At 41.1% G+C, this 16905-nt stretch carries 15 protein-coding genes; 14 read left to right on the forward strand and 1 reads right to left on the reverse strand.

From position 1 onward, the window contains the following. Positions 1 to 52 precede the first annotated feature (52 nt). The 5 genes from GSR62_RS03930 (at position 53) to GSR62_RS03950 (ending at position 7521) form a co-directional block, all read left to right on the forward strand. The gene (locus tag GSR62_RS03930) at positions 53 to 1522 is read left to right on the forward strand and encodes an ABC transporter substrate-binding protein/permease (protein ID WP_066023843.1); all 1470 of its coding nucleotides are present in this window, start codon (positions 53 to 55) and stop codon (positions 1520 to 1522) included. Between the two features lies 1 nt (position 1523). Beyond that, positions 1524 to 2249, forward strand: a complete 726-nt coding sequence (locus tag GSR62_RS03935) for an amino acid ABC transporter ATP-binding protein (protein ID WP_010688831.1) — start codon at positions 1524 to 1526, stop codon at positions 2247 to 2249. A gap of 115 nt (positions 2250 to 2364) precedes the next feature. Further along, positions 2365 to 4137: an excinuclease ABC subunit UvrC gene (gene uvrC, locus GSR62_RS03940; RefSeq protein WP_066023844.1), complete on the forward strand. Its 1773-nt coding sequence runs from the start codon at positions 2365 to 2367 to the stop codon at positions 4135 to 4137. A 161-nt stretch (positions 4138 to 4298) separates the two neighbouring features. Continuing rightward, positions 4299 to 5609, forward strand: a complete 1311-nt coding sequence (obgE, locus tag GSR62_RS03945; RefSeq protein WP_035449042.1) for a GTPase ObgE — start codon at positions 4299 to 4301, stop codon at positions 5607 to 5609. A gap of 22 nt (positions 5610 to 5631) precedes the next feature. Then, entirely contained in the window at positions 5632 to 7521 is a 1890-nt protein-coding gene (locus tag GSR62_RS03950) for an acyltransferase family protein (RefSeq protein ID WP_010688834.1), read from the forward strand. 34 nt (positions 7522 to 7555) lie between these two features. Here the strand turns inward: GSR62_RS03950 and GSR62_RS03955 are convergent, their stop codons facing one another. Further along, complete coding sequence (locus GSR62_RS03955) at positions 7556 to 7831, reverse strand: hypothetical protein (protein ID WP_066023901.1); 276 nt, start codon at positions 7829 to 7831, stop codon at positions 7556 to 7558. A gap of 187 nt (positions 7832 to 8018) precedes the next feature. Between GSR62_RS03955 and rnz the strand changes: the two genes are divergently transcribed. From rnz to dltB, 9 genes are all read left to right on the forward strand, one after another. Next, positions 8019 to 8969 (forward strand): ribonuclease Z, encoded by a 951-nt coding sequence (gene rnz / locus GSR62_RS03960; RefSeq protein ID WP_010688837.1) that lies wholly within the window; start codon positions 8019 to 8021, stop codon positions 8967 to 8969. Next, positions 8969 to 9778 (forward strand): SDR family NAD(P)-dependent oxidoreductase, encoded by an 810-nt coding sequence (locus GSR62_RS03965; protein ID WP_010688839.1) that lies wholly within the window; start codon positions 8969 to 8971, stop codon positions 9776 to 9778. Before rnz ends, GSR62_RS03965 begins: the two co-directional genes overlap by 1 nt. Before the next feature lie 19 nt (positions 9779 to 9797). Next, entirely contained in the window at positions 9798 to 10112 is a 315-nt protein-coding gene (locus GSR62_RS03970) for a LapA family protein (RefSeq protein WP_010688841.1), read from the forward strand. Between the two features lie 21 nt (positions 10113 to 10133). Next, on the forward strand, positions 10134 to 12440 hold the full coding sequence (gene recJ / locus GSR62_RS03975) for a single-stranded-DNA-specific exonuclease RecJ (protein ID WP_066023845.1): 2307 nt from the start codon (positions 10134 to 10136) through the stop codon (positions 12438 to 12440). Positions 12441 to 12463: 23 nt separating this feature from the next. Then, complete coding sequence (locus tag GSR62_RS03980; RefSeq protein WP_029507309.1) at positions 12464 to 12982, forward strand: adenine phosphoribosyltransferase; 519 nt, start codon at positions 12464 to 12466, stop codon at positions 12980 to 12982. A gap of 158 nt (positions 12983 to 13140) precedes the next feature. After that, positions 13141 to 13809 carry a potassium channel family protein gene (locus GSR62_RS03985; RefSeq protein ID WP_004047340.1) on the forward strand — a complete coding sequence of 223 codons (669 nt, stop codon included), beginning with the start codon at positions 13141 to 13143 and terminating at the stop codon, positions 13807 to 13809. A gap of 188 nt (positions 13810 to 13997) precedes the next feature. Beyond that, positions 13998 to 14147: a teichoic acid D-Ala incorporation-associated protein DltX gene (locus GSR62_RS03990; protein WP_004047341.1), complete on the forward strand. Its 150-nt coding sequence runs from the start codon at positions 13998 to 14000 to the stop codon at positions 14145 to 14147. Positions 14148 to 14158: 11 nt separating this feature from the next. After that, a complete protein-coding gene (gene dltA, locus GSR62_RS03995) occupies positions 14159 to 15691 on the forward strand; it encodes a D-alanine--poly(phosphoribitol) ligase subunit DltA (RefSeq protein ID WP_035449050.1) in 1533 nt (510 codons plus the stop codon). Then, a complete protein-coding gene (dltB, locus tag GSR62_RS04000) occupies positions 15691 to 16887 on the forward strand; it encodes a D-alanyl-lipoteichoic acid biosynthesis protein DltB (RefSeq protein WP_010688847.1) in 1197 nt (398 codons plus the stop codon). The genes dltA and dltB overlap by 1 nt, the downstream gene beginning before the upstream one ends. Positions 16888 to 16905: the final 18 nt, after the last annotated feature.

Genomic DNA, 16905 nt, shown 5'->3' on the forward strand with positions numbered 1-16905 from the left:
GGAGTCAAGCCAAGTGGTGCGACACACAAATTTAAAAAAGGAGCTATTGGAAATGAATAAACTCAAGCAATTTATTTTAATGCTGGTCATGATGTTTGCGGTTTTTTTACCACTTAGTAATTTAACTGTCAAAGCTGACCAAACGGATACTTCTTTGGAAGATATCAAAAAAAGTGGAAAATTGGTAGTCGGTTTAAGCGCCGATTATCCACCATATGAATTTACAGCTAAAGTTGATGGCAAAACAGAGTATGTTGGGATCGATATTGAGATCGCTAAAAAATTGGCAAAAGATCTCGGTGTAAAACTTGAGATCAAAAATATGTCATTTGATTCGCTCTTAGTGGCTTTGGAAACAAATAAGGTCGATGCGATCATCTCGGCAATGAACCCGACGCCTGAAAGAAAAGAAAGTGTTGATTTTTCCGATATCTATTATTCGGGTAAACAATACATGGTCATCAACAAAAAAGATGCTAGCAAATACAAGACTTTAGCAGATTTTAAGGGACAAACAGTTGGGGCTCAAAATGGATCATTGCAATATAATTTAGTCAAAGATCAGATGCCTGGTACGACTGTCAAAGGACTTTCGAAGTTGAATAACTTAGTCTTAGCGCTACAATCAGGCAAAGTTAGCGGGATCGCCATGGAAGAACCAACAGCTAAAGCATATGTGGCTAACAATAGTCAACTATTAGCCTTTGATCCAGGCTTTTCTGTCAGTTCTGATCAAACCGGTTCAGCGATCGCATTTAGAAAAAATTCGCCTGCTCTAGTTGCTGCAGCAAATAAGACATTGGCTCAGATCAAAAAACAAAATTTACTTGATACAAAGTATGTGCCTGAAGCTGCTAAATACATGGAAACGACTACCAAAAATAATACCATGATGAGCTATTGGACATATTTTGCTAAAGGGATCGAATATACTTTGATCATCACGGTCACAGCGGTCTTCTTTGGTTTTATCTTAGGGACATTGCTCTCCTTGATGCGTCTATCTGAGAACAAGTTGTTGCATAGCATTGCAGTTTGCTATATCGAGTTTATCCGGGGCACACCGTTGATGGTCCAAGTGATGTTTGTCTACTTTGGTGTCGGTGCGGTGATCCAATCCTTACCAGCTTTGGTAGCCGGGATCATTGCGACTGCCTTGAATTCAGCGGCTTACATTGCTGAAGTTATTAGATCGGGGATCGAATCTATTCCAGCCGGTCAAACCGAGGCAGCTCGTTCGTTAGGGATGACACAAAAAGATACGTACCGTTATGTTGTTATTCCACAAGCATTGAAAAATATTTGGCCAGCTTTAGGTAATGAATTTGTGACATTGATCAAGGAAAGTTCGATCGTCTCGATCATCGGTGTCGGCGATCTGATGTATCAAACACAATTAGTACAATCTGCGACATATAAGGGTGTCATGCCACTGTTCATCGCAATGGTGATCTACTTTATCATGACATTTAGTTTGTCGAAATTACTCAACTTGTTTGAAAGGAAGTTAAACCATGGATAAAATGATCGAGATCAAAAACTTGAAGAAAAATTACGGTAAAAATGAAGTTTTAAAAGATATCACCGAGACAGTGAATAAGGGTCAAGTTATTTGTGTGATCGGACCTTCTGGCTCAGGTAAGAGTACATTTTTACGTTGCCTAAATGTTTTAGAAAAACCAACGAGTGGCAAGATCATTTTTGATGGTCAAGATCTAGCGCATATTTCTGAAAAACAACTAAATGTTTTACGTGAAAAGATGGGGATGGTCTTTCAAGGCTTCAATCTTTTCCCTAATATGAGCGTTTTAGAAAATATCAAGTTAGCACCGATGAAGGTCAAAAATGTCGATGAAAAGACCGCCACAGAACGCGGTAAGGAACTGCTTGATAAAGTCGGGCTTTTAGATAAAGCCGATCAATTCCCGGATAGTCTATCTGGGGGCCAAAAGCAACGGGTAGCGATCGCCCGTGCTTTAGCGATGGATCCGGAAGTTATTTTATTTGATGAACCAACTAGTGCGTTAGACCCTGAAATGGTCGGCGAAGTTTTGAAAGTTATGCAAGATCTAGCTGATAGTGGGATGACGATGGTCGTGGTCACACATGAAATGGGCTTTGCGCGTGAGGTAGCTGATGAAGTTTGGTTCATGGCAGATGGCTATGTCCAAGAGATCGGTAGTCCAGAAGAGATCTTTGAACATCCAAAATCTGCTCGTGCCAAAGATTTCTTAGCCAAAGTTTTATAAAATAAATGATCAGGGAATACGCTTGTCATTTTGATGGCAAGCGTATTTTTACGTATTGTAAAACTAATTTTTGCTGTATAATTAATATAGAGGAAGTAGTGAAAGGAAAAGTGAGATGGCATCAGAACATATTGAAAACAAATTAAAATTGTTACCTGATCTTCCCGGATGCTATCTGATGAAAGATATCAATAGCAAGATCATCTATGTGGGTAAGGCCAAGAATTTGAAGAACCGGGTCAGGTCTTACTTCAAAAGTAGTCATGAAGGTAAAACGGCTAAGTTGGTCTCTGAGATCTATGATTTTGAAACGATCATCACATCAACAGACAAAGAAGCGTTCTTGCTAGAAATAACGCTGATCCAAAAGTATACACCTCATTACAATATCAAGTTGAAACGGGGGACGGGTTACCCGTATATCAAGATCACTAACGAAAAAGACCCCGTGATAAAGATCGTTAGTCAAGTCAAAAAAGATGGGGGCTATTATTTTGGTCCTTATCCCAATGTTTACGCTGCGCAAGAAACATTACAGTTATTGCAAAAGGTGTATCCTTTAAGGCGTTGCAATGGTTATCAAAAGCGACCTTGCCTGTACTATCATATGGGCCAATGTTTAGGCGCGTGCTTTAAAGAAGTCGATCCAGCTGAGTATGAAAAAAACATCAAAAAGATCAAGTCTTTTTTGAGTGGTAATGTAGGTGGGATCAAGCGCAAATTGACCACAAAAATGCAACAAGCTGCAGAACAACTCGAATATGAGCGTGCCGGTGAGATCAGAGATCAGATCCGTTATGTTAAGATGACGGTCGAACGTCAAAAGATCATTTCTAATGACAATACGCCGCGTGATCTGTTCGGCTTTTATATGGATAAGGGGTGGATCTCTATCCAAGTTTTCTTCATTCGCCAAGCGCGGTTGATGAAACGAGAAAAACGCCTTTTCCCATGTATCGATACCCCTGAGGCTGAATTAGCTTCATTTATCTTACAGTTTTATAACCAAAAAAATCGGATCTTGCCTAAAGAGATCTTGGTTCCTGAAACGATCGATAAGGAGATCTTAGCTGATATTTTACAAACACCAGTTAGGACGCCAAAACGTGGGGCTAAAAGAGAATTGCTTGATCTGGCCAGCCAAAATGCTCAGCTAGTTTTAGAAGAAAAGTTTCGTTTACTAGAATTAGATGATCGTAAAACGACTGGAGCAATGAAAGAGATCACTGATGCCTTAGGTCTACCAGTGGGTCATCGGATCGAAGCCTTTGATCATTCGCATACACAGGGGTCAGACCTTGTTTCCGCGATGGTTTGTTTTGTGGATGGGCAACCAAAGAAAAATGATTATCGTAAATACAAATTGCAAACAGTCGATCATGCGGATGAAGCGGCTAGCACACGTGAAGTCATCTATCGGCGCTATAGTCGGTTATTGAAAGAAAAAAAGCCATTACCTGATTTGATCTTGATGGACGGGGCAGAGATCCAAGTTCAAGCAGCGGTCGATGTCTTGCATAATCAGTTAGGGTTGACGATCCCGGTAGCTGGAATGGTAAAAAATGAGCACCACAAGACGGCCGATCTTTTGCGCCAAGATGGCGAACGGATCGGACTAGATCCTAAGAGCGAGGGCTTTTATCTGTTGCAGAGGATCCAAGATGAAGTTCACCGATTTGCGGTGACGTTTCATCGGCAAGTTAGATCAAAAAATTCGCTTTCATCCAAGCTTGAACGGATCCCGGGTGTGGGACCAAAAACACGGATCAAACTTTTGCGTAATTATGGCTCTTTAAAGAAGATCGCGCAAGCTTCATTAGAAGAGCTCCAAGCTTTAGGGATCTCTAAAAAGGTCGCCCAAACGATCAAGCTAAGTTTAGATAATTAAGTGCTATTCTTGGTTGAAGAATGAGGCGTGAAACTGTTATACTTGTGCTTAGTGTTACAATATTTTGAAAATTTTTTAGGTAATATTGAATAATAATTAGAGATTATATAGAAACATCCCGGACAGCAGATGTTGTCGGATTATTTAGAAGGGTGAAATAAATGTTTGTAGATCAAGTTAAAATTCAAGTCAAAGCCGGTAAAGGTGGCGACGGTGCCGTGGCTTTCCGGCGCGAAAAATATGTTCCTAATGGGGGACCGGCTGGAGGAGATGGTGGTAAAGGTGGCAGTGTCATCTTGAAAGTCGATGAAGGTTTACGGACTTTGATGGATTTTCGTTATCACCGTATTTTTAAGGCTAAACCTGGCCAAAATGGAATGATCAAAGGGATGTATGGCCGTGGAGCAAAAGACTTATATATTGCAGTTCCACAAGGTACGACCGTAACGGATGCTGATACGGGTGAGGTCTTAGGCGATCTAGTCGAAAACGGAGCCGAGTTAGTCGTAGCCAAAGGTGGTCGCGGTGGCCGTGGCAATATTCATTTTGCTTCAGCTAAGAATCCAGCCCCTGAGATCGCTGAAAATGGTGAACCAGGGATCGAACGGAATTTAAAGCTCGAACTTAAAGTTTTAGCGGATGTCGGTCTAGTCGGGTTCCCATCAGTTGGTAAATCGACCTTACTTTCAGTCGTAACGAGTGCTAAACCTAAGATCGCTGACTATCACTTTACAACACTTGTACCAAACTTAGGGATGGTACGCTTGGATGACGGTCAAGATTTCGTCATGGCTGACTTGCCAGGGTTGATCGAAGGGGCTTCCCAAGGTGTTGGTTTAGGGATCCAATTTTTACGTCACGTTGAGCGGACAAGAGTGATCTTGCATTTGGTCGATATGTCTGGCACTGAAGGTCGTGATCCTTTTGAAGATTATCAAAAGATCAACGCTGAATTAAAGAAATATGATCCAGCTTTGTTAGAACGACCACAGATCGTAGTTGCATCCAAGATGGATATGCCAGATTCCGCTGAAAATTTGGCTAAATTTAAAGAACAACTTGCTAAAGATGATACTTTAGCGACTAAACCAGAAGTGTTAGCCATCTCTTCTTTGACACACCAAGGTTTAGATGAATTATTACACAAGACTGCTAAATTATTGGCTGAAACGCCAGCCTTTGAGACTAAAGCTGAAAAACTTCAAGGTGAACAGGCTAAAGTCTATGAGTTCGAGGAACAAGCAGCAGAAGCACCATTTACACTTACACGTGATGCAGATGCAACTTGGGTCCTTGGTGGTGCTAAGTTAGAAAAACTCTTCAAGATGACGAACCTAGATCACGAAGAAAGCATGATGCGTTTTGCTCGTCAATTGCGTGGAATGGGCGTTGATGATGCCTTGCGTGAGCGTGGAGCTAAGAACGGTGATCTTGTAAGAATTGGCAACTTTACATTTGAATTTGTTGAATAAGATTTAAAGGAAATATTTACAAATGGGAAAAAGGTTAAAGAAGAGTAGATATATTACAGGTTTTGATGGTATCAGAACGATCGCAGTCATCGGTGTTATCTTGTATCACTTAGCACCGTATCAATTTCAAGGTGGTTTCCTAGGTGTTCCGATCTTTTTTGTGGTTTCAGGCTATTTGATCACAGATCTATTGCTTCAAGAATGGCAACAAAATAAACGGATCGATATCAAGGGTTTTTATATTAGACGAATGAAGCGCCTATACCCAGCTTTAGTTACACTGGTATTAGTAACGACCGCCTACATTACTTTGTTTGCCCGTGATCTACTGACAAATATTCGGGCAATAATCGTGACCAATTTTTTATATGTTTATAATTGGTTTCAAGTGGCGCATCATGAATCTTATTTTGATAAGTTTGGGACCCAGTCACCGTTTACCCACTTATGGTCATTATCGATCGAAGGACAATTTTATCTTTTTTGGCCAATAATTATTTTATTACTGCTGAAATTTGTCAAGAAGAAGCAACCGATCTTTGATACGATGATCATTTTAGCGTTTATCTCAGCTTTGTTGATGGCGATCATGTATCGAAGTGGGCAAGATCCTTCCCGGGTTTATTACGGTACGGATACACGGATGTTTTCGATCTTATTAGGAACATCGTTAGCAGTTGTTTGGCCAAGTACAGCACTTAAAAAGAAATTGCAACCAAATTTTAGGTTAGCGCTAGATGTGATCGGTGGGGTCACAATGTTGCTGTTACTTTGGATGTTTATGCGCATGACAGGTGAAAGTACCTTGGTTTACCGAGGCGGAATGTTTTTCTTCTCCGTTTTATCGATGATCTTAGTCGCAGTTGTGGCTCATCCGGGGGCTGACATCAACCGGTTGTTGACAAATCCATTATTTACTTGGATCGGAAAGCGTAGTTACGGGATCTACTTATATCAATATCCGGTCTTAGTCTTTTTTGAAGATAAAGTCAATGTCGCTGATCACCCATTCTTGTATGGTGTGATCGAAGTAGCTTTGATCTTAGTGATCAGTGATCTTTCTTACCGTTATCTTGAATTGCCATTGCAACATTTTGACTATTCTAAGACATGGGCAACGATCAAGGAAGTTTTTGCACCAGAATCACGTTACGGCAAAAAACGCTGGTATCTAGCTGTGCCAAGTGTGATCATTTTGTTAGCTTTGACGGGTGCGATCATTTCACCGGCCCATGGTTCTGAAAGTAAGCAAAATTCAGCACTAGAAAAGGCGATCGAATCAAATAACAAAAAAGTGGCAACACAAAATAAGGAGATCCAAGCTGGTAAAAGCAGTCAAGCTTCAAGTGCTCAAACAGCAAGTTCAAGTTCTGAGCAAGCTGCAAGTAGTTCTGAGTCTAGTTCAAGTGATTCATTGACCCAAGCTGAGCTTACGCGAGCGCAAACTTTACCGATCACAGCGGTAGGGGATTCGGTCCTGGCTGATGCTTCAGCTACACTACAAGGGATCTTTCCTAATATGTATGTCGATGCTAAAGTCGGACGTCAGGTCAGAGAAGCAGTTCCGGTCTTGCAATCGTTAGCTCAAATGGGTAAACTATCTGACACAGTTTTGATCAGTGAAGGTACTAATGGTCCATTTACGGCAGATGAGATGCAACAGATCATGACGATCTTGGGTGATAAACGTAAAGTATATTGGATCAATGTTCACGTTCCGACACGGCGTTGGCAAGATCAAGTCAATGCTGATCTAAAGGAAGCAGCTAAGAAATATCACAATCTAAAGATAATTGATTGGTATGCTTACAGTAAAGATCATGCCGATTGGTTCTATAGTGATAATGTCCATCCAAATCCAGAAGGACTCAAATACTATGGACCTTTTGTAGCAAAACAGATACTAAAATAAATAAAAGATGCTTTCAGTTTTGAAGGCATCTTTTTTATTTAAGTAATAATTTTGCGGGGCTGATCTTAAGGCCAAAAAGTGGTCGGGGTGTCTCATTAGACATTAGACTCAGTGTTGTAGTTGACGCTACGGTTGCTAACTTTAAATGAAGTTCTTTTAGTGTCAGCGGTTTTTTAGTTGGCAATAAAATAACTTCGGTCGGCAAAAAGCGCACTATCCCCACTGGCAAAGTTTGCGTGGGCGTTGTGAAATAAACTTTTAAAGTTGGATCGAGTTCTGTGGTCAAATGTAAAAAATCACTGATACGCAATGGACTCACCTCGATCATATTATAAAACATTTGTTCGATAAAAACAAAATTTTTATTCTAGCGATCATGCTCCTCTGAGGTTTTATATCAGGGCACTTTGTCTACTTGGGGAAATGATGATAGAATATAAAAGGAATAATATGCAAAACTACTTCGGCTTTGCCGATTAGAATAGGAATATCAATTGATGGAATTAGAATTTTTAGGTACAGGTGCGGGCTCACCTGCGAAATTTCGCAATGTATCATCGGTCGCCCTAAAACTGTTAGATGAGGAAAATGCGGTATGGTTATTCGATGTTGGTGAAGGCACGCAACATCAGATCTTACGTACGACGATCAGACCACGTAAGGTCGATAAGATCTTTATAACGCATTTGCATGGAGATCATATCTTTGGCCTACCTGGTTTTTTGAGCAGTCGTTCATTTCAAGGGGGCGAAGAATTAAGGCCACTGACGATCTATGGACCTAAAGGGATCGCTGATTTTGTGAGGATAAGTTTGAAAGTTTCGCAAACACATCTTTCATACCCACTGCGTTTTGTAGAGTTAGCAGACGAAGGTGTGATTTTTGAGAATGATAAGTTCAAAGTTTCATTTTGTCGGCTAGATCATCGGATCGAATGTGTGGGTTACCGGATCGAAGAAAAAGACCATCCTGGTGAACTGTTGATCGATAAATTACGAGCTGAACATGTTCCTTCTGGCCCGATCTATGGTCGGATCAAAGCCGGTGAAGTTGTGACTTTACCCGATGGACGTACGCTTGATGGTAAGGATTATATCGGCGAACCTCAAAAGGGCCGGATCATTACGATCTTAGGTGATACTAGACAAACCCCAGGGATCTTAGAATTAGCTCAAGGTGCAGATGTGTTGGTACACGAGAGTACATTTGGCAAAGGTGAAGCCAAACTAGCACGTAACTATTATCATTCGACGTGTATCCAAGCCGCTAAGATCGCAAATAAAGCTGGTGTCAAGCAATTACTATTGAATCACATTTCGGCACGTTATGTCGGACCTTTAGCAGCGCAACTCCAAAAAGATGCTGCAAGTATCTTTAGCAATGTCAAGGTGGTCAAGGATTTCGATGTGATCGATGTTCCATTCAAAAAGAAAGGTGAGAAAAGCTAATGACAGGATATAAGCAATTAAAAGACCTAACGAATCGAGTTGTTTTGATCACAGGAGCTTCTTCTGGTTTAGGCGAACAGGTCGCTTACCAAGTGGCTAAGCAAGGAGCGATCGTAGTTGGGTGTGCGCGACGCAAGGATAAGCTTGAAAAGGTGATGGCTGTCTGTCGGGCGATCTCGGGGAGATTAGCCTATGCTTACCAATTAGATGTCTCTCATCCACATCAGATCGAAAAAGTGATCGATGAAGTAGAGGCAAATGTCGGTCCGATCGATGTTTTGATCAATGATGCAGGATTTGGCTTCATGCGTCAAGCTTTGGACTTTAGAATGGATATCGCCGAAAGAATGTTTCGGGTCAATGTCTTAGGCTTGATGTATGTAACTAAATATACAGCTTTAAATATGGCTAAACGTAAACGAGGCATGATCATCAATGTGGCCTCGATCGGTGGAAAGATCGCAACTCCGAAATCATCGATCTATTCAGCTACAAAAGCAGCAGTGATCGCGTATTCCAATGCACTGCGTTTAGAATTGAAGCCTTTAGGGATCGCAGTCTTGACGGTCAATCCAGGTCCAATCAGAACAGCTTTCTTTGAGATCGCCGATGAAACAGGCGAGTATATCGATCGGGTCAAGAAAATGTCATTGAATCCTGAGATCGTTGCTGAAAAGATCGTTAAAGCGATAGGGACGCGTAAACGTGAGCTCAATTTGCCATATTATATGGAATTAGCGCATCATGGATATCAAATTTTTCCTTGGCTAGGTGATCATCTGGCCGGTGGGATCTTTAATAAAAAATAATAAAGGATAGGTAAGATCTATGAAAAAACAATGGAGTTTGATCGGAATTTTAGTTTTAGTCTTAGTGATCGTGATCTTTTCATGGTTAAATGTGCAACCTGTGACCGTTAATTTTGGCTTTTCTCAAGTTACGATGCCGTTAGTGGTGATCTTAGTGATCTCGTTACTTTTGGGGGTCATTTTAGCAGTTCTTTTCTCGATGACGACGATCTTGCAACAAAAACAGGAATTAAAACAGGTCAAGAGTAAATTAGAATCTAACCAAGCAATGCGCCGTGCAGATAAAAACATTAAACAAGAGATAAAGCAAGATACAAAAACAGAAGAAAAATAGTTAGATGTAGGGGGAAAAATATTGGCTTCAGCAAAATATCAATGGCAAGAAGAAAACCTGGCCCCAACTCCAGCTAGCCAAGCGATCGCAGAAGAATTTGGCTTGGCTACGATAGCGGCTGAGCTGTTAGTGAAGAAGGGATATACGACGATCGAGGAAGTTCGTACATTCCTTGAGCCATCAAGTACGAGTTTTCACGATCCATATTTATTATATGATATGCAAAAAACAGTTGATCGGATCCAAGAAGCGATCGTTTCGGGTGAGCATATCACGATTTATGGGGACTATGATGCCGACGGGCTGACTAGTACTGCGATCATGTATGAAACTTTGACACAACTAGGTGCCGATGTTGATTACTATATCCCTGATCGGTTCAAAGATGGCTATGGACCTAATAAAGCTGCCTATGAGCGGTTGATCGCTGATGGAACTGAATTGATCGTGACCGTTGATAACGGTGTCTCAGGGCATGAAGCGATAACTTTAGCAAATGAAAAAGGGGTTGATGTGATCGTCACTGACCACCATGAATTACCACAAACGCTACCACATGCTTATGCGGTGATCCATCCCCGTCATCCTAAGGGAAAATATCCATTTGGCGATCTTTCAGGAGCAGGAGTAGCTTTCAAAGTAGCGACCGCACTCTTAGATGAGATCCCCCAAGATCTTTTAGATCTAGCAACGATCGGAACAGTGGCCGATCTCGTTTCACTGACGGGAGAGAATCGTGCTTTGGTAAAATTTGGTTTGACAGCTTTGGAAAATACCTTGCGTCCTGGCTTGTTGGCCTTATATGAAGTTGCAGGTGTTGACCAACAAACGATCACGTCGGAAACGATCGGCTTTTTGTTAGGACCACGCTTAAATGCGATCGGACGAATGCAGCATGCACAAAGCGGTGTTGAATTGCTGACAACATTAGATGATGAGTTAGCAACAGACCTAGCTAAAGAAGCTCAGAGCTTGAACATTCAAAGACAAAACATCGTTGAAGAGATCACGCAACAAGCATTGGACAAGCTTGAACAAGAACCAAAGCATTTAGTCAATGTTGTTGCCGGTCCTGATTGGCATGAAGGTGTCTTAGGGATCGTAGCGAGTCGGTTGGTCGAAAAAACAGGTCGACCAACTTTGGTGCTCAATATTTCAGATGAAGGCATTGCTAAGGGCTCGGGACGTTCGATCGAAGCCTTTCACCTATTCAATGCTTTGGATGGCCATCGGGAACTGATGACAAGTTTTGGGGGCCATCACATGGCGTGTGGGTTATCACTTGAAGCTAGCAATTTGTCTCAACTTCAAACGATCTTAGATGAAGAGGCAAAAGCTCAAGACCTTGATCCAACGAAAAAACCTGTTTTGCAGGTGACTGCTAAGCTTAAGGCCAGTGAAGTTACACTGGACCTGATCGCTTCGTTAGATAAACTAGCGCCTTTTGGAACGGATAATGAAGTCCCAGTGTTTGAGATCACGGACTACCAAGTTGTACAAGCTAAGGCTCTAGGCAAGACAAATGATCATTTGCGTTTGGATCTAAATACGGGTATGACTCAATTGGCAGCCTTGGCTTTTGGAGTCGGTGATGAATTACCGGAATTATTAGCTCAGCCTAAGTCATTAAAATTTGTCGCCGCGGTCGATAAAAATGAATGGCGGGGTAACATTAGTCCACAATTACTGATCAAAGACTTAGACCAAGTGGCTAAGAAAAAGCCACAAGTTATCATTGAACGCAGCGAACGATTACAAAAAGAGCAGTTTTTGAGTCCAGCTGTTTATGGCTTTTTCAATGCGAACCTGGCTAAACGCTTTGCTGCTCATCTGCCCGCTGGTTCAAAATGTGTCGTTTTTGATCAAAATCTACCACAGTTGACCGTAGATGAAGTAGTTTTGGTCGATCTCCCCCAAAATCTTGCGCAATTGGAATTTGTTTTAGGTAAACTTGATTGTGCCAAAGTCCGGGCTATTTTGTACACCAAGGCTAAAAGTGCACCGTTGCCCGAGCGAACAGATTTTACCAAGGTGTATAAATATGTTTTCCAAGTAGGACATCTGAATTTAAAAACAGACCTTGATCAAGCTGCAACTCAAGTGGGACTAGAAAAATCTCAACTAGTTTTAGTCTTAAAGGTGTTTTTTGAGGCGGGATTTGTTACAATAAAGAATGGAATTTTAGTCGGTGTAAAAAATGCACGTCCACATCGATTAGAAGATACAAATAGTTATCGCACACATGGCCAGCAAATACAAGTCGAAGAGCTAGTTTTGACTAGTTCAGATGAAGCATTGACTGACTGGCTATTACAACGTTTAGGTTAGTGGCGAGAGAAGGAGTTAAGAAAATGGCTTTGGATTTAAATAATTATGTTGAAAGCATCCCTGACTATCCTGAAAAAGGGATCATCTTTCGCGATATTACGCCCTTAATGGCTGATGGTGAAGCCTATCGTCAAGCAACGGATCGGATCGTTCAATTTGCCAAAGATAAGGGTGTTGAAATGGTCGCTTGTCCTGAAGCACGTGGCTTTATCGTAGGGTGCCCAGTGGCTTATGAGTTAGGTGTTGGCTTTGCTCCCGCACGTAAGGCAGGCAAGTTACCACGAGAAACGGTCGAAGCAAAATACGATCTAGAATATGGTACTTCTGCACTTTATATGCACAAAGATGCGATCAAACCGGGACAAAAAGTGTTGATCGTTGACGATCTATTGGCAACTGGCGGAACGATCGGCGCTACGATCGACCTAGTTGAACAACTCGGTGGTGAAGTAGTTGGCTGTGCCTTTATCATCGAATTAAAGGATCTAAATGGACGCGAACGTATCAAAGATTATGATACACTTTGTTTAATGGAATACTAAAAAGCAAGCCTAGTCAGCTAAAAGTTGACTGGGCTTTTTAAATATAGTAATTGCTTAAGCTATCAGAGTTAGTTTAGATAGAATATGGAATTACTATGTTGACGGTAGTAAATAAAATCAAGAAAGGAAAAGCTATATTTTATATAGCAGAAAAACGCATGGAAAAACAAACATTTGCCGTGATCGGGCTCGGGCGTTTTGGCGGTAGTGTCTGTCAAACACTAGCTGATGCTGGACAAGAAGTTTTAGCGATCGACCATGATGAGGCTAGAGTCAATGACTATAAAGATATTGCGACCCAAGCAGTTGTGGCTGATGCCCAAGACGAAGATGTTTTACGTTCGTTGGGGATCAGAAACTTTGACCATGTCATCATTGCGATCGGTGAAGATATTCAAGCAAGTATTTTGGTAACTTTAATGGTCAAAGAACAAGGCGTCAAATATGTAACGGCTAAAGCTCAAAATGAAAATCACGCTAAAGTGTTAGAAAAATTAGGTGTTGATCGGGTCGTCCACCCCGAACGCGACATGGGAGTCCGGATCGGGCGGAGTTTGACCTCTAAAAATATGATCGATTACTTGGATCTGGATTCAAACTTTAAGATGGCTGAGATCTTGATCACTAATCCGCGCTTCTTTGGACGGTCATTAGCTGAATTGAATTTTCGCGATAAGTACAAGCTAAATGTGATCGCGATCGCTCATAGTAAGAGTGAGATGAATCTGCCAGCCGCAGATGACGTTTTGGGCTTACACGACAGTATCTTGGTGGCTGGGCCGAAAGATGCGATCGATCAATTTGAAGAATTGATGAATTCTAAGTAAACTTAAAATATTCTTAATTATTGGCCCTTGCTTTTTGGGGGGCATTGGTCTTTAATTACTTTAGGGCAAGTGCTTGACTGATCAAGCCTTGTGCGATTAGTCTTGTAATCTAATATAAGAGTATTGTAATATAAATTAGTTGAGGTAGGTTTTACCTACGTATCAATATATAGATTAGGAGAAAAATATTGAAAGAAAAGTGGACAAAGTTTTTTAAAAATGAGTATGTCACATTTGCTTTAAAAACAGTTTTTTATTTTGCTGTTTTATTTGCACTGGTCTATCTCTATAGTTACAGTGGTGTAAATCAACCACACTTTATCTACAACGAATTTTAGGAGTGATTTGTTTGGCAGAAAATTTAATCAAAGCGATCGATCACTGGGGGATCGAAACGCCAACTAAAATTGCCTATGATTATTTAGGTAAGACCAATACGTATGCTGAGCTCAAGGCATATTCTGATGCTTTAGCTAGTTATTTGGTCGAATTAAACTTACCTAAAGGTGCACCTGTGATCGTTTTTGGTGGGCAGACATTTGAAATGATCGCTGCTTTTTTAGGTGCAGTCAAAGCAGGACATGCTTATATCCCTGTTGATGCTCATTCACCACTGGAACGGATCGAAGTTATAAATGAGATCGCTCGTCCAGCTGCTTGTATCGCAGTCGAAGAGTTGCCTTTAGAATTAGGGACATTACCCGTCGTTACACCAGCTAAGTTGGCAGAAATTTTTGCGACAAAGGCTACATATGAAGCCTCTGAAAACTATGTTGCTGGAGATGATAACTTCTATATCATTTTCACTTCTGGGACTACAGGGGTACCAAAGGGTGTTCAGATCAGCCACGATAATTTAGTCAGTTTCAACAATTGGATGCAAACGGATTTTGGTTTGGCTAAAGATGGCATCTGTTTATCACAACCACCATATTCCTTTGACCTCTCAGTGATGGATCTCTATCCAACTTTGACAGCAGGCCGGCAACTGACAGTCTTGCCTAAGGAAACAACGGATAACTTCAAGGAGTTATTTGCAGTTTTACCTAAATTGCATGTGAGTGAATGGGTCTCAACACCATCATTTATGGATATTTGCTTACTACAACCAACTTTTGATGCAAAAAATCTTCCTGAATTGACGCATTTCTTCTTCTGCGGGGAAGAATTAACGCACAAGACAGCTGCGACTTTAAAACAACGCTTTCCTGAAGCTAAGATCTATAATACTTATGGCCCAACTGAGGCGACTGTGGCTGTCAGTGCAGTTGAGATCACAGCTGAGATCTTGGAAAAATATCCACGGTTACCGATCGGCCAAGCTAAGGCAGATACCACTATCGTATTGATCGATGAAGAGGGCAAACCAGTTGAACAAGGGCAAAGTGGTGAGATCTTGATCGCAGGCCCAAGTGTTTCAAAGGGATATTTGAATAATCCAGAAAAAACGGCGCATGCGTTTGTTGAGTTTGACGGACGTCCTGCGTATAAAACCGGTGATCTGGGACAATATGATGAAGCCGGACAGTTGTTGTATAAGGGACGGATCGATTTTCAGATCAAGTTACACGGATTTAGGATCGAACTAGAAGATGTTGATCATCATTTAGATAAAGTGAGCTATGTTGCTCAAGCTACGACAGTCCCACGGTATGGTAAAGATCATAAAGTCAGTCAATTGATCGCTTATGTGGTCAAAGATGAGACTAAGACAGCAGATTTTGAGAGTGACTTCAAGCTGACCCAAGCGATCAAACAAGAACTCTTAGAAACGATGATGTCATATATGATGCCTCAAAAATTTATTTACGTCGATTCATTGCCGTTGACAGCTAACGGTAAGATCGATCGAAAATCTTTGATGAAAGAGGTTAATGACTAATGCTTAATATGCAACCGTACCAAGATCCGACCTATTTTGTATTACTGGCGATCGGTCTCTTGCCGATCATGGTAGGACTTTTATACGGTCGACGCTTTAGAGTTTATGAAACGATCATCTCGTTTCTATTTTTATTGCTGACCTTTGGGGGCGTAAAATGGGAACAAGGGGTCGCCTTGATCGGATATATTATTTTTGAACTTTTGCTGATCTATGGTTACCTTGCTTATCGAAAACGTAAAAATGCTTCTTGGATCTTCAATTTGACTGTTATTTTGTCGATCTTACCGCTAGTGATCGTTAAGCTAGCACCAGTCATGAATAATGGTCGTGAATCGATCATTGGCTTTTTAGGGATCAGTTATTTGACCTTTAAAGCTGTGGGGATGATCATGGAGATCAGAGATGGGATCATCAAAGAAGTTGGACTAAGTGAAGTTGTCCACTTCTTGCTCTTTTTCCCAACGATCTCATCTGGACCGATCGACCGCTACCGCAGATTTTTAGGTGATTATAAAAAGGTACCCGCACGTGATAAGTATTTAGCTTTATTAGATAAAGCCATGTGGTATATCTTTTTAGGCTTTGTCTACAAGTTTTTACTGGCATATCTATTTGGGGTCGTAATGTTACCTAAGATCTCTGCTTTGGCTTTAGCTCATGGTGGCTGGTCATGGTGGGTGATCGCGTATATGTATACCTACTCGATGGATCTGTTCTTTGACTTTGCAGGTTATAGTTTATTTGCGGTCGGGATCAGTTATATTATGGGGATCCAAACGCCGATGAACTTTAACAAACCATTTATTGCCAAGAATATCAAAGATTTCTGGAACAGATGGCATATGACTTTGTCGTTTTGGTTTAGAGATTACATCTACATGCGGTTAGTCTTCTTTATGATGAAGAAGAAATTGCTCAAGAGTCGTATTGCGATCGCCAATGTGGGTTATTTGACGCTCTTTTTGATCATGGGCTTTTGGCATGGAGTAACTTGGTATTACATCGTCTATGGTTTGTATCATGCAGTGGCGATCAATTTGTGTGATATGTGGTTACGCTTTAAAAAGCGCCACAAAGAGAAGATACCGCACAACAAATTTACGGAAGCTCTAGCTATCTTTATCACATTCAATGTAGTTTGCTTTAGCTTCTTGATTTTCTCAGGTTTTTTGAATACACTATTTTTTGCATAGATAATTTTTGGAGGTTTT

Source organism: Ligilactobacillus animalis, assembly GCF_009933595.1.
GTDB classification, from domain to species: domain Bacteria; phylum Bacillota; class Bacilli; order Lactobacillales; family Lactobacillaceae; genus Ligilactobacillus; species Ligilactobacillus animalis.

Coding starts and splice junctions, on each gene's coding strand:
- GSR62_RS03930 (WP_066023843.1), top strand. CDS start 53: ATGAATAAACTCAAGCAATTTATTTTAATGCTGGTCATGATGTTTGCG.
- GSR62_RS03935 (WP_010688831.1), top strand. CDS start 1,524: ATGATCGAGATCAAAAACTTGAAGAAAAATTACGGTAAAAATGAAGTT.
- uvrC (WP_066023844.1), top strand. CDS start 2,365: ATGGCATCAGAACATATTGAAAACAAATTAAAATTGTTACCTGATCTT.
- obgE (WP_035449042.1), top strand. CDS start 4,299: ATGTTTGTAGATCAAGTTAAAATTCAAGTCAAAGCCGGTAAAGGTGGC.
- GSR62_RS03950 (WP_010688834.1), top strand. CDS start 5,632: ATGGGAAAAAGGTTAAAGAAGAGTAGATATATTACAGGTTTTGATGGT.
- rnz (WP_010688837.1), top strand. CDS start 8,019: ATGGAATTAGAATTTTTAGGTACAGGTGCGGGCTCACCTGCGAAATTT.
- GSR62_RS03965 (WP_010688839.1), top strand. CDS start 8,969: ATGACAGGATATAAGCAATTAAAAGACCTAACGAATCGAGTTGTTTTG.
- GSR62_RS03970 (WP_010688841.1), top strand. CDS start 9,798: ATGAAAAAACAATGGAGTTTGATCGGAATTTTAGTTTTAGTCTTAGTG.
- GSR62_RS03980 (WP_029507309.1), top strand. CDS start 12,464: ATGGCTTTGGATTTAAATAATTATGTTGAAAGCATCCCTGACTATCCT.
- GSR62_RS03985 (WP_004047340.1), top strand. CDS start 13,141: ATGGAAAAACAAACATTTGCCGTGATCGGGCTCGGGCGTTTTGGCGGT.
- dltB (WP_010688847.1), top strand. CDS start 15,691: ATGCTTAATATGCAACCGTACCAAGATCCGACCTATTTTGTATTACTG.